Source organism: Aliiroseovarius sp. Z3, assembly GCF_029105185.1.
Lineage (GTDB): Bacteria > Pseudomonadota > Alphaproteobacteria > Rhodobacterales > Rhodobacteraceae > Aliiroseovarius.
Window position 1 is genome coordinate 16,197 of the sequence record NZ_JAFMZK010000006.1, and the last position, 13,142, is coordinate 29,338.

The 13,142-nt window shown below is 57.9% G+C and carries 14 protein-coding genes; 3 read left to right on the forward strand and 11 right to left on the reverse strand.

Annotation, left to right across the window (positions count from 1 at the left end; all coding sequences use genetic code 11):
• The first annotated feature begins 1 nt into the window (after position 1).
• Entirely contained in the window at positions 2–1,486 is a 1,485-nt protein-coding gene (locus J3R80_RS11605) for an amino acid ABC transporter permease (RefSeq protein WP_275393951.1), read from the forward strand.
• A gap of 11 nt (positions 1,487–1,497) precedes the next feature.
• Positions 1,498–2,283, forward strand: coding sequence for an amino acid ABC transporter ATP-binding protein (locus tag J3R80_RS11610; RefSeq protein WP_275393952.1), 786 nt, complete (start codon positions 1,498–1,500; stop codon positions 2,281–2,283).
• Positions 2,284–2,389: 106 nt separating this feature from the next.
• Here the strand turns inward: J3R80_RS11610 and J3R80_RS11615 are convergent, their stop codons facing one another.
• The 5 genes from J3R80_RS11615 to argB form a co-directional block, all read right to left on the reverse strand.
• The gene (locus tag J3R80_RS11615; protein ID WP_275393953.1) at positions 2,390–3,001 is read right to left on the reverse strand and encodes a LysE family translocator; all 612 of its coding nucleotides are present in this window, start codon (positions 2,999–3,001) and stop codon (positions 2,390–2,392) included.
• A 49-nt stretch (positions 3,002–3,050) separates the two neighbouring features.
• Entirely contained in the window at positions 3,051–3,554 is a 504-nt protein-coding gene (locus J3R80_RS11620; RefSeq protein ID WP_275393954.1) for a histidine phosphatase family protein, read from the reverse strand.
• On the reverse strand, positions 3,551–4,237 hold the full coding sequence (locus J3R80_RS11625) for a ferredoxin (RefSeq protein WP_275393955.1): 687 nt from the start codon (positions 4,235–4,237) through the stop codon (positions 3,551–3,553). The genes J3R80_RS11620 and J3R80_RS11625 overlap by 4 nt, the downstream gene beginning before the upstream one ends.
• On the reverse strand, positions 4,174–4,968 hold the full coding sequence (locus tag J3R80_RS11630) for a sterol desaturase family protein (RefSeq protein WP_275393956.1): 795 nt from the start codon (positions 4,966–4,968) through the stop codon (positions 4,174–4,176). The genes J3R80_RS11625 and J3R80_RS11630 overlap by 64 nt, the downstream gene beginning before the upstream one ends.
• 67 nt (positions 4,969–5,035) lie before the next feature.
• Positions 5,036–5,896: an acetylglutamate kinase gene (gene argB, locus J3R80_RS11635; protein ID WP_275393957.1), complete on the reverse strand. Its 861-nt coding sequence runs from the start codon at positions 5,894–5,896 to the stop codon at positions 5,036–5,038.
• Between the two features lie 117 nt (positions 5,897–6,013).
• Here argB and J3R80_RS11640 point away from each other — a divergent pair, with 117 nt between their 5' ends.
• Positions 6,014–6,748 (forward strand): SDR family oxidoreductase, encoded by a 735-nt coding sequence (locus J3R80_RS11640; RefSeq protein WP_275393958.1) that lies wholly within the window; start codon positions 6,014–6,016, stop codon positions 6,746–6,748.
• Between the two features lie 8 nt (positions 6,749–6,756).
• Here the strand turns inward: J3R80_RS11640 and yihA are convergent, their stop codons facing one another.
• From yihA to J3R80_RS11670, 6 genes are all read right to left on the reverse strand, one after another.
• Positions 6,757–7,410, reverse strand: coding sequence for a ribosome biogenesis GTP-binding protein YihA/YsxC (gene yihA / locus J3R80_RS11645; protein WP_275393959.1), 654 nt, complete (start codon positions 7,408–7,410; stop codon positions 6,757–6,759).
• Positions 7,407–8,159, reverse strand: coding sequence for an MOSC domain-containing protein (locus tag J3R80_RS11650; RefSeq protein ID WP_275393960.1), 753 nt, complete (start codon positions 8,157–8,159; stop codon positions 7,407–7,409). The genes yihA and J3R80_RS11650 overlap by 4 nt, the downstream gene beginning before the upstream one ends.
• Entirely contained in the window at positions 8,159–9,970 is a 1,812-nt protein-coding gene (gene yidC, locus J3R80_RS11655) for a membrane protein insertase YidC (RefSeq protein ID WP_275393961.1), read from the reverse strand. The genes J3R80_RS11650 and yidC overlap by 1 nt, the downstream gene beginning before the upstream one ends.
• A gap of 108 nt (positions 9,971–10,078) precedes the next feature.
• A complete protein-coding gene (locus J3R80_RS11660) occupies positions 10,079–11,611 on the reverse strand; it encodes a GGDEF domain-containing phosphodiesterase (RefSeq protein ID WP_275393962.1) in 1,533 nt (510 codons plus the stop codon).
• Positions 11,612–11,720: 109 nt separating this feature from the next.
• Positions 11,721–12,572: a tRNA 2-thiocytidine(32) synthetase TtcA gene (gene ttcA / locus J3R80_RS11665; protein ID WP_275394154.1), complete on the reverse strand. Its 852-nt coding sequence runs from the start codon at positions 12,570–12,572 to the stop codon at positions 11,721–11,723.
• Between the two features lie 85 nt (positions 12,573–12,657).
• On the reverse strand, positions 12,658–12,891 hold the full coding sequence (locus J3R80_RS11670; protein WP_275393963.1) for a hypothetical protein: 234 nt from the start codon (positions 12,889–12,891) through the stop codon (positions 12,658–12,660).
• Positions 12,892–13,142: the final 251 nt, after the last annotated feature.

Below are 13,142 nucleotides of genomic sequence, written 5' to 3' on the forward strand. Positions count from 1 at the left end.
TATGTCTGATATGTCTTATGTCCGCTCTGAAATGTTGCCCGAACGCGCCCCACCCGCTTCGTCGGTCGGTATCGTAGGCTGGGCACGCCAAAACCTGTTCAATGGTGTTGGTAACTCGATCCTGACGGTATTGGCTTTGATCCTGCTTTGGATTGTGGTCAGCCGACTGGTGCCTTGGTTCTTCTCGCCAACCTGGAACAGCGCGTCGCTGAACGAGTGTCGAGAGATCGTTGGAACAGGCCATGGCCATGGCGGCGGTGGCGCGTGTTGGGGGGTCATCCGTGACCGCTGGCAACAGCTCCTGTTCGGCTTCTATCCCGAAGCAGAACGCTGGCGCACGGTGCTTGCCTTCGCATTGCTTTTCGTGGCCCTGATCCCTGTGCTGTTCAACATGATCTCGCGCCGGATGAACTGGGTGCTGCTGCTGGCCGTGCTGGGTTTGGCCGCGCTTTATCTGGGTGGCGCTCTTGGCATCATCGTCGGGCTTGCCCTGATTGCTGCGGCTGGGTTCGTTGGCTTCAAGGCACTGTCCACATCGAAAGAAGACCGTGCTGCGGAGATCGAGGCGGGGGCAAAGCGCCTTCCCAACCCTCTGATTTTCTCGGCGATCTTCCCGTTTGTGGCGCCTTGGCTGCTGTGGGGTGGATCGATCTGGTTGCCAATCGGCGCCGCGCTGGGCTTTGTGGTTGGCTACATTGCTTTCCGCTATCTGACCCCGATCGTGGGCAGCTTGGCGGGGTTGATCATCGCAGTGTTGGCAACCGTCATCTGGTGGTTGGTCCTGACTGGCGGCTTCGCCAGCATCATGAGCAGCATCATCCCAATTGGACTTGAGCCTGTGGAAAGCCGCAACTTCGGTGGCTTCATGCTGTCGATCACCATCGGCGTGGTCGCCATTGCCTGTTCGCTGCCAATCGGCATCGTTCTGGCGTTGGGCCGTCAATCCGATCTGCTGATCGTGAAAGCCCTGTGTGTTGGCTTCATCGAGTTCATTCGCGGTGTGCCGTTGATCACGCTTCTGTTCGTGGCTTCGACGCTTCTGAACATCTTCATGCCGCCGGGCACGAACTTTGACATCATCCTTCGGGTGCTGATCATGGTGACGCTTTTCGCCGCAGCCTATATGGCCGAGGTGATCCGGGGCGGTCTGGCAGCCCTTCCAACGGGCCAGTATGAGGCAGCGGATGCGCTTGGGCTGGACTATTGGAAGGCTCAGCGACTGATCATCATGCCGCAAGCACTCAAGATTTCGATCCCGGGGATCGTGTCGACCTTCATCGGCGTGTTCAAGGACACGGTGCTGGTGTCGATCATCGGCCTTCTGGATCCGCTTGGGCTTACAAATGCTATCCGTGCAGATGTCGCGTGGAACGGATTGGTGTGGGAGCTTTACGGCTTCATCGCCTTCATGTTCTTCGTCTTCTGTTTCTCGATGTCGCGCTATTCGATGTATCTCGAACGCCGGCTTCGCACGGACCACCGTTAAAGGAGAGACTTATGTCTTCTATTACACTCGAAACCCATGCCGATCGTTCCAAAATGGAAGTGTCGGAAGAGGTCGCCATCGAAATTCGTGGCATGAACAAATGGTATGGGGCCTTCCACGTGCTGCGCGACATCGACCTGACCGTCTATCAAGGCGAACGGATCGTCATCGCGGGGCCATCCGGGTCGGGTAAATCAACCTTGATCCGTTGCATCAACCGGCTTGAGGAACATCAGGAAGGTCAGATCATCGTGGACGGGACCGAACTGACCTCGGACCTGAAAAACGTCGACAAGGTGCGTTCGGAAGTGGGAATGGTGTTCCAGCACTTCAACCTTTTCCCGCATCTGACCATTCTGGAAAACTGCACGCTCGCCCCCATCTGGGTGCGCAAAACGCCCCGTAAAGAGGCGGAAGAGATCGCGATGCACTTCCTTGAAAAGGTGAAGATCCCTGAACAGGCCCACAAGTATCCGGGCATGTTGTCGGGTGGTCAGCAGCAGCGTGTGGCCATCGCGCGCTCGCTGTGCATGCGTCCGCGCATCATGTTGTTTGACGAACCGACCTCGGCGCTTGACCCCGAGATGATCAAGGAAGTTCTGGAAACCATGGTGGAGCTTGCCGAGGAAGGCATGACCATGCTCTGCGTGACCCACGAAATGGGTTTCGCGAAAGAGGTCGCCAACCGCGTGATCTTCATGGATGCCGGTCAAATAGTGGAACAGAACGAACCGAACGAGTTCTTCAACAACCCACAAAACGAACGCACCAAGCTGTTCCTCAGCCAGATCCTCTGATCTATGCCGTATATTGTGAAAAGCCCCGCCATTTGGTGGGGCTTTTTATTTGGAACGGGTCTGACCCGTGTGTCTGCTTGTCGAAGGCCGTCGATGTCGCCTTGGATCAGTCGGATGTCGCAAGTTTAAGGCCCAAGAAGCCAAATGTTCCGGCAAAGCCACGTTTGATCCAACGAAGTACAGACGGTCGGGATATAATGTATGTGCGCGCCGAGGCCGAAAACGCGCCATAGCCGACAAAGACGATGAAGGTCATCACCATGAACGCCAATGCAAGCTGGACGAGTTCATGGGTGGAACTGGCTGAAGCTGGCGAAATGAACTGGGGCAGGAAGGCAAGGAAAAACAGTGAGAGTTTCGGATTCAATACGTTGATAAGCGCGCCTGTCACGGCGATTTTGACCAGAGATCGCGGTGATTTCTCTTCTTCGATGTCCATGGGACCACCGTCTTTGACGATGTTCCATGCCATGAAAAAGAGATACGCGACGCCTGCGTACTTAAGAATCTGGAACGCCAGTGCACTTGTGTGAAGCACGGCCGCAAGTCCAATGATACTTGCAACCGCCGCCGGAATGATGCCGAACGTACAGCCAACAGCGGCAGCAATGCTTGCTTTGAAACCACGGCTAAGCCCAACGGCCAACGTATAAAGAACACCTGTCCCGGGAAGTAACACCACGACAAGGGAGGTCAGAATAAATTCCAGCGACATCATGTGCCTTTCAATTTGGTATTTGTCTGTTTCAGCGTGTTGGAAATTGCACCTAAATGAGTTCGCGCGGCACGACGAAATCAACCACGCGTCCCGTATCCCAGTCGATATCCTCCCAGCGATCCGTATCAAATTCGATAACAGCAGTTGCTGCAGTCGGATAATGATTGAACTTCGGATGGGGATGCGGTTCAACGACCAACCGACGTGCCATGAAGGCCGAGCCGGGATTATGCGCTACGATCATTACCACCGGCGCCTCAGCACTGCGCAGGCTGTCCAACATCACCTTGGGATCGGCAAGATATAGTTCGCGCAAATAGGAGGCTTTGGGCACTCCCACAAGTTTGTCTGCAATCAAGGCCCAGGTTTCTCGTGTGCGCTCGGCGTCTGAACACAGTACCGCTTCCGGCATATATCCCTTACTGGCAAGCCAACGCCCAATGGCTTTGGCTGACGCGCGACCGCGCTTGTTCAATGGCCGGGCGTGATCGTCCAGATCTGCGTCACCCCAGCTGGATTTTGCGTGTCGGGTCAGAATCAAAGTCAGTGTCATATCGGGTTAAACGCTTTCATGTGAAATGCAGACTGAGCGGCCAACCTGCCATAGTTTTGGCTGATGGGGCAAGCACGACGCGCGGCGCATCCAGATCCCATGCAATCTGCGCTGTCCTTTCCGTTCAGATGTGAACGGCATGTGTCGACATCGTATTGTTCAGGTTTCAATGCGCCCACGGGGCAGGCCGTGCGGCACGGGGCCGGGCACGCGTCGCAGGGGTTAACGGGGGCGGGGGGCAAGGCAAGGTGTCCTGCCAGTCTCACCGCGCCGCGATAGCTGACCCAAAGGCCAGCGGTGTTATGCACCAACAGCGTAACCGGCGATTGCCACGCCCGTCCAGATCGCAATGCCCAATCGAAGAACGGCGGATAGGGTGGTCCGTCCGAGGGAAAGATGGCCTGCCCCGCCCAGCGGTCTGCCAAATCAGAGATCACGGATTTCGACCACCGATCCATCGGGTCTGGCAATCCGTCGGCATACTCGGCGCTTTTGGTGAAACCAGCCCAAAACCCCGGCTCAAACGGCCCCAGAAGGACCACGGTCTCACGCCCGTCATGCAACGCTCCGAAAACGTCAAGGTGCCGGGCGCGTGCATCACGCGTCAGTGTATCAATGGTTACTTCCGTCGAAACGGCAGCATCAGGCTCCAGCCCAGCTTCGATGGATTGTCGTTTTGCCATTCCAGTCCAATCACCATGTCGTCATGCCCGTCGCGCGGCTGGTCGGTATATGTTTTGAATATACGGTCCCAGACTGACAAGCAGAAGCCATAGTTGCTGTCTGTTTCATCTCTGTGAATGGAATGGTGGACGCGATGCATGTCCGGTGTCACCAGAAACAGCCTGAGCCAGCGATCCAGACCAAGGGGCAACCGCATATTCGCATGGTTGAACATTGCCGACCCGTTCAGAACGACTTCGAACAGGATCACTCCAAGGGCAGGGACGCCAATCAGATACACCATGCCGATTTTGATGATCATGGAGGCCGCGATTTCGATTGGATGAAACCGCAGCGCGGTTGTGACGTCAAAGTCGCGGTCCGCATGGTGTACCCGGTGCAGCCGCCATAGGACGGGCACTTTGTGAAACGCCACATGCTGCGCCCAGATCGCCAGATCGAGGATCAGCATGGACGCAACGACCTCGGCCCATACAGGAAGATTGAGCGTGTTGAACACCCCCCATCCCTGTGCCTCGGCATCCAGTGCCGCACCCACCGCCAGTAATGGCATCAACAGCGCCATAAGGCGCAGGGTCAGGCTGTCGATCACGATGATGGACAGGTTGGTGAACCAGCGCGTTTGCCGCGGCTGTGTGCGTGGGCGCCGTGGCACCTTGGCCTCGATGATCGCGAACAATGCGAACAGGCCCACAAAGGTGCCCAGCCGAAGAAGAATTTCGTATTCCATAGGGTGAATTTATGGGCTGCCACCCCAAGTGCAAGACACTTTCCCGCGACATGGGGCGCGGTGATGATCACGCGCGGATCAGCGATCCCGCACCGTGATCGGTATAAAGCTCTAACAAGCAGGCATTGGGCGCGCGACCATCAAGGATCACCACTGCCCGCACACCGTCTTCGATTGCGGCCAGCGCGGTTTCAGTCTTGGGAATCATTCCGCCAGCAATCACACCGGATGCCGTCATCTCGCGAATTTGCGTGGGCGTCAGCTGGGTTAGAACCGCCCCATCGGCGTTCTTAACGCCTTCAACATCCGTCAAAAGAAGCAGGCGATCGGCCTTCAATCCGGCAGCAATGGCACCCGCCATCGTGTCGCCATTGATATTGTAGGTCTCGCCGTTCCGGCCAGCGCCCAGGGGGGCGATCACTGGAATTGTCTCTGCTGCTGCAAGGTCGTGCAGGATCGACACATCCACGTCTGTCGGTGTGCCAACGAAACCCAGATCAGGATTGGTTTGATCGCATGTGACAAGTCCAGCGTCCTTGCCAGACAGTCCGACAGCCTTGCCGCCCTCGGCGTTGATGGCTTGAACAATCCGTTTGTTCACCGCGCCGGACAGAACCATTTCAACCACCTCAACAGTGGCCGCGTCGGTTACACGCTTGCCGTTCACGAACTCGCTTTTGATCTGCAACCGGTCCAGCATGGCGTTGATCATCGGCCCACCGCCATGCACGACCACAGGTTTCACGCCCACCTGCCGCATCAGAACAATATCGCGCGCGAAGCTGGCCATCTCTTCGTCGTCGCCCATGGCATTGCCGCCAAACTTGATGACGACCGTGGCGCCGGTATAGCGCTGCAGATAGGGCAGGGCCTGGGACAGAGTGCGGGCAGTGGCGATCCAATCGCGGTTCATATCTTGGGTCTTCATTCCATTATCCTCGTGCCACACTGTGTTAGAGCGTTGGTTCCCCCATGCCAAGGCCCATTGCACGCAGCCCGGGTGCTGATAGGGTTGCCGCGAAACCTACTGACGGGAACGCAGATCATGGCCGAAAGACAGAAGACCCTTTTGCTGACGGGTGCCAGCCGTGGCATTGGCCACGCGACCGTGCGCCGGTTCAATCTGGAAGGTTGGCGGGTCATCACCTGCTCGCGCCATCCCATACCCGAAGAATGCCCGTGGGGTGGGGCCGGGGACGACCATGTGCAACTTGATCTGTCCGATCCCGCTGACACGATCAACGCGGTCGGGGTCATTCAGGAAAAACTGGACGGGCGTCTGGATGCCCTGGTGAACAATGCAGGTATTTCGCCCAAAGGCCCGAAGGGTGAGCGCCTGAGCACCCTGAACACCGACCTGATGGATTGGGGCAAAGTGTTTCACGTCAATTTCTTCGCCTCGGTCGTGCTGGCCCGTGGGTTGAAGGATGAGCTGGCAGCGGCCAAAGGGTCCGTGGTGAACGTAACGTCGATCGCAGGCGTTCGCGTGCATCCGTTCGCGGGGGCTGCCTATGCCACCTCCAAGGCGGCGCTTGCTGCGTTGACCCGCGAAATGGCGCATGACTTCGGCCCGCTGGGTGTGCGCGTGAACGCGATTGCCCCCGGAGAGGTCGAAACCTCGATCCTGTCCCCGGGAACAGAGAAAATTGTCGAGAAGCTGCCGATGCAACGGCTGGGCCAGCCCGAGGAAGTCGCCGCCGCGATTTATTTCCTGTGCTCAGACGACAGCTCTTACATTTCGGGGTCCGAAATCGAAGTGAATGGCGCCCAGCACGTCTGATCTGTGTTTCAGTCCAGTGTTGCGATGATGGCCCGCAATGTTTCGATCCCCAGTCCCTTTTCGGACGAGGTCAACACCATCTCGGGAAAGGCTGCGGGATGCTTTGATAGCGCACCTCGCACCTGAGCCAGGATTTTCTCGCGGTCTTTTTCCTTCACCTTGTCGGCTTTGGTCAGAACCACTTGAAAGGTCACGGCGGACTTGTCCAGCAGTGACATGATCTCGTCATCCACGGGTTTTACGCCGTGGCGCGCGTCGATCAGAACAAAGGCACGCCGCAGATTTTGTCGACCCGAGAGATAGGATTTCAGCAGCCGCTGCCATTTCTCAACCACCTTGACCGGCGCGTTGGCATAGCCATAGCCAGGAAGGTCCACCAGATAGGGGCCGTCGGTGGCTGTGAAAAAGTTGATCTCTTGCGTGCGGCCGGGGGTGTTGGACGCGCGTGCCAGCCCTTTCCGCCCCGTCAGGGCATTGATCAGGCTGGATTTCCCAACATTGGAACGTCCTGCAAAACAAACCTCGATCCGGTCCGGCGCAGGCAGACCGTCCATCGCGACAACCCCTTTCAGGAAGTCGGTCGCGGCTGCGAACAGCAAGCGCCCAGCCTCTCGGTCTTGTTGATCCGGTTCGTCTGCAAGAGGGAAAGGAAGCTGGTTCATGCGAGCACCTCGACCGGGCTGTCGATGTGAACATGACCCGGTTTGGTAACTTGGGCGTAGACCCCAAATTGCTGATGGCCCCAACCCTGCTTCAAAGCGCCCAATGTGTCCGCATCCCGAATACCGGTGTCGGGATTGGCCGTGGTGGCAAGGCACCGGGTTATTTCTTCCCTGACTTCCATCTCCGCCTCACCGATACGAAGGGTCTTGCCGATCCAGTGCTTTTCGTCCCAAGCCTGAAGGCCTGCCAAAATCAGGTTGCCACGCCACCGCAGCGGGGACAATTGTTGCCCAAGCTGCTTCTCGACAGCGGCGTGAGAGGCCAGGTTGATCAGCGCTACAGACGGGAAATCGGTGTCTGTCATGCCGCGATCTGCCTTTACGATCCGCGCGGGTGCCGCCCGGTTCGCGGGGCAAAGAGGGGAGATCCATTCGATGAACCGTCCGTGATCCTCGGCACGGTCAGGGTTGAACGTGATACCGGGTTGGCTTGGATGAGTGAGCGTGACCGTGTTGCTGGCAACGTCTAAACTAGCATCCAGTGCCATCAGCGACGGCGCCTTCGCCCCGCGCGAAAAGTTCGAGCACGGTGCCCACTGACCCTCTTCACCCAATTTGGCCGCGTCATGGGCCACAGCCCAATGGCGATCATAGGGCAGGCACTCCCCTGCATTCAGGGACACACTCAGAAGCGCCTCGCGCCCGTGCGACTTGATCGGATGCCGCCAGATTTCGGCGACATGCACCATTATCCCGCGTCCTTCGACTTGCGTTTGAAGGTTTTCAGGACATTGCCCAGAACGTCCGGTTTGTGCCCGTGGCTACGCATGATGGTGTATTGTTGGATGAAGGTGATCGTGTTGTTCGCGATCCAGTAAACCACGAGACCCGAGGCAAACCGACCCAACATGAACATGAAGACCCATGGCATCCACGCAAAGATCATTGCCTGAGTAGGGTCGGTGGGCGCCGGGTTCAGCTTCTGCTGCAACCACATCGAGATGCCCAGAATGATCGGCAAGACGCCCAGCGAAAGGATTGCCAAAAGGCTTTCCGGACCCGGAGGTGCATAGGGCAGCAAGCCGAACAAGTTCAGGATCGAGCTGGGATCGGGCGCCGAAAGGTCTTTGATCCAGCCGATCCACGGAGCGTGCCGCAGCTCCAGCGTCACGAAGATCACCTTGTAGAGCGAGAAGAAGATCGGGATTTGCAGCAGGATCGGCAGACAGCCGGATGCCGGGTTGACCTTTTCCTTCTTGTAAAGCTCCATCATTTCCTGTTGCAGCTTGGCGCGGTCGTCGCCGGCGCGTTCCTTCAGCTTCTCCATCTCGGGCTGAAGTTCTTTCATCTTCGCCATCGAGACATAGGATTTATAGGCCAGCGGGAACAGGATCGCCTTGATCACCAATGTCAGGCCGATAATGGCCCAGCCCATGTTGCCGATCACACCGTTCAGCCAGTGCAGGACGGCAAAGATCGGCTTGGTCAGGAAAAAGAACCAGCCCCAGTCGATCGAGTCGATGAACCTGTGGATGCCGTCTTCGTTCTGATAGGCGCGGATGGTTTCCCATTCTTTCGCACCGGCGAACAGGCGGGTTTCAACGCTGGCGGTGGCACCGGGGGCCACATCCTGTGTCTGCATCCTGATTTGTGTTTGATAAATGTCCGATTTCTCAGCATAGCGCACGACCGAGGTGAACCCCTGACCGGGTTCGGGGATCAGCGTGGTCATCCAGTAATGATCCGTGAAGCCGATCCAGCCGTTTTCCTCGACCTGGGCGACGTCGGCCCGTGCGCCTTCGCGTTCGTCAAATGACAGGTCGGCCACGTCGGAATAATCGGTCTCTTCCAACTCCTTGTCGACTTGCCGGATGACGCCTTCATGCAGGATGAAAAACCCCTTCAGATTTGAGGGTTCACCGTGACGCGCCAGCACCCCATAGGGCGCCATGCGCTGGGCCGTGTCGCCGGTATTTTCGACCGACTGATTGATCGTGAACATGAAATTTTCGTCAACCGACACGGTGCGGCGAAAAATCAGGCCGTTGCCATTGTCCCAACGCAGTGTAACTGGCGTTTCCGGTGTCAGTTTGGAGCCGGTTTCAACTGACCAGATGGTCGTTGGTCCAGGGACGTCTTCCAGCGTCGTTTGACCACCGGGTGTCCAGCCATAAAGCGCATAATATGCCTCGGCCTCGCCGGTGGGGCGCAGCAGTTTGACGATGTCGCTCTCTTTTGACAGCTCGACGTGATAGTCCTTGAGCTTCAGGTCATCCAGACGCCCGCCCAGAAGGGAAATGGATCCGGCAAGCTCGGGCGTGTCGATCTCCACGCGGCCAACATTTGCTTGTTCGGCAGATACATCCGCCGTTGTGGCCGCCGGGGCGACCGCGCTGTTGGTGTCGGGAAGGGCCGGAACGACCTGACCTTCGGCGGTCGCCTGTTCGGTCGGCGCGGTGGCTTCGACAGGCTCTGCCGGTGGAAACATGATCATCCATCCAGTGATGACGAGAAAGCTCAGCACTGTTGCGAGGATCAGGTTCTTGTTTTGGTCGTCCATCGGGGCCTACCACTCATCAATTTCGGTCAGAGTGGTTCAACAGGGCAGGGCGCAAAAGGTCAAGCAGTTTTAGGGCGCGCGCCCTTTGCATTCTCGACGCTTTGGACTTTAGGCAAGCTTGGGGGCAACCATATCCGCTGCCCTTTTTTGCTCATGCGCCAATGCCCAATCCAGGAACTCGTCGGCTGGCATTGGTCTTGCGATCGAATACCCTTGTGCGTGGTCGCAGCCCAATGCTGCAAGCATCGCATGTTCTGCATGAGTTTCGACCCCCTCTGCCAGTGTTCCGACATTAAGTTGCTTCGCAATGGTCAGGATGGCCGAGATCATGCTTTGTTGATCAGTGTCGCTGTCGATATGGGTGACGAAAGACCGGTCGATCTTGATCCGGTGGACGTTGAAACGGGCAATGCTTGCGATGGCTGCGTTTCCGGTGCCGAAATCGTCAAGATCGATCTTACATCCCGCACGAGTCAGCGCAGTAACATTGTGGATTGCGACGTCGTCTTCGGTCTGTGCGATTACATTTTCGAGGATTTCGACCACCAAACGCTCGGGCGGGGTGTCGAACCGATCCAACTCCCATCTGATCTTGTCGCTCAGCGTCGGGTTGCTCAGTTCGTCAGCCGAGAGGTTGACGGCCACTGTGGGTACGATGAACCCGGCACTTTCCCAGTCGCGCAGAGCCGTCAGGGCTTCGAAAAGCACAACCTCGCCCAACCTTTCCAGCAGTCCCGCCTTGGCGAGGGCGGGCAAGAAAGCCCCCGGCGCAATCAAACCCATTGTAGGGTGCTGCCAACGGGCCAATGCCTCGCAGCCGGTGATGCGCCCCGTTTTCACGCAGAGCTGTGGCTGAAACCATGGTTTGATCTGCCCTTCATCCAGTGCGCAGAGCAGCGTGTCGCGGTTGTGTTCAACCCGCCCGACGCGGGGTGTCATGCCATTGGAAAAGGCGCGAATCGATCCGGGTCCGGACTGAATCGCGACAGAAAGCGCGCTTTCGGCTGCTGCAAGCAGCACCTCGCCATTGGCCTCGGGGGACTTGCCGGGCAAAGCGAATCCCACGCAGGAAGACAGCAATACCCGCGTTTGATCAAGCGAGATCGGGTCGCTGACGGCGGCTTGAAGGCGGGCGGCCAATTGCAGCGTTGCTTCCAGATCAACGCGCTGTCGTTTGTCGATGGAAAGACCAAAGCGGCCCACACCCAGAACACAGATCAGATCGGTTTCGCGCAGCGCTGTCCGCAGGCGATCAGACACGGTGCGCAACACATGATCAATGGCGTCATTCCCAAGCTGCTCGGCCAGTTTGGTGATCTCGTCGATTTCAAGGACAAGGCAAGATTTCTCGTAATCTGCGTCTTGTGTGAACCCAAGGTCCAACTGTTCAAGAAGCCGGGAGCGTTCCGGCAATCCAGTGGTTGCATCAACTTTGCGAAGCGCCGGTGGTGACGGGCGCGTCAAAGCGCCACCAATGGCCAATAGACCAGGAAACACGACGGCGACCAGAACCATCAGATGCTCACCGCCATACCAATAGGCGAGGATCATGGTTGCAGGCAAAAAAGCCGCCAAATGGGGCGCGGTCAACACCGCGCGAATACGTCGTTTAACTTGCTCAGCCCCCTGAACGATTGCCATGACAGGTTCCTTTTGTTGGCGTCACACACCCAAGGTGGCGATGCGAATGCCCCATGCGGGGACAAAGTAGGAACATGTGGTCAATCAGAGGTTAATGCGTCAAAGGGAATTAGAGCGAATTGTCACGATCTTCTGCAGCGTCTCGCATCAGGCCTTTGAAATCAAACAATTGCGGGTCCAGAAGGTGGCTTGGGCGCGTGTTCATCAGGGCCTTGAACATGATCTGACGGCGGCCGGGGAAGTTCGCCTCCCACCCGTCGATGATCTTTTTCACCTGCTGGCGCTGCAGCCCGTCTTGTGAGCCACAGAGGTCACAGGGGATGATCGGATAGTTCATCTGGGTGGCAAACTTTTCGCAATCCTGTTCCGCCACGTGGGCCAGCGGGCGATAGACGAACAGATCGCCTTCTTCGTTCACCAGTTTGGGCGGCATGGTGGCCAGCCGTCCGCCGTGAAACAGGTTCATGAAAAAGGTCTCTAAGATGTCGTCCCTGTGGTGGCCCAGAACAACGGCCGAGCAGCCTTCCTCACGCGCAATGCGATAGAGATTGCCGCGGCGCAGGCGCGAGCAGAGCGAGCAGAAGGTGCGGCCCTGCGGGATCTTGTCCATGACAATGGAATAGGTGTCTTCGTATTCGATCCGGTGCGGCACCTGCATCTTTTCCAGAAACTCCGGCAGGACGGTTGCGGGGAAGCCGGGCTGCCCCTGATCCAGATTGCAGGCCAGAAGTTCGACCGGAAGAACGCCACGCCATTTCAACTCATAGAGCGCGGCCAGCATTGTATAGCTGTCCTTACCGCCCGACAGGCAGACCAGCCATTTTGCGCCGCGTTCAACCATCCCGTATTGGTCCAAGGCCTCGCGCACATTACGCATGATGCGCTTGCGCAGCTTCTTGAACTCGGTGGTCGAGGGCGCGCCGTGAAACAGCGGGTGTATGTCGTCCAGTTGGTCGCTGATAAGATCGGTCATGGGCGGGCGTCTAAGCGCTTTGGCGGCGTCTGGCAAGTATTCGTGGCGCGGGGCGGCAAAGGTTGCGCGCCGCCTAAAGCAGATCGTGCCATGGATGCGCCTTGGTGGGGCTGTCCGTGGGGAACCCCATGTCGCGCTTCAGTGCCGGGGGCAGAGTGTCCAGATCGAACTGGCGGCGGGGCCGCGCAAAGAACGCGGCCCGGATCACACGCCAGCGGCCATGCCGGCGGATCAGGCCAACCAGCGTAGCTTCCAGCCGGAAGGGCGTCTTGTGGGCGCGGGGTGGCAGGGTCAGTGTGTCAGTCATTTCTTGTCTCCTGTCGCGATGTCGATGTGTTGTCGGACCTCAAGTCGACTTGAGGTCAAGAGGTTTTTCGCCGCCCCGCGGTGAAAACTGCGGGGCAGGAAGATCAAAACCGCGGGTCTTGAAACCGTGGCGGAGGGTGCCCGGGTGGAAGCCCCACGTCGCGTCGCAGGTGATCGGACAGATGATCTGTCAGCGGTCGCCGATGACGCCGGGTTGCAATGTTTGTGACCAGGACACGGACGACGCGCCAT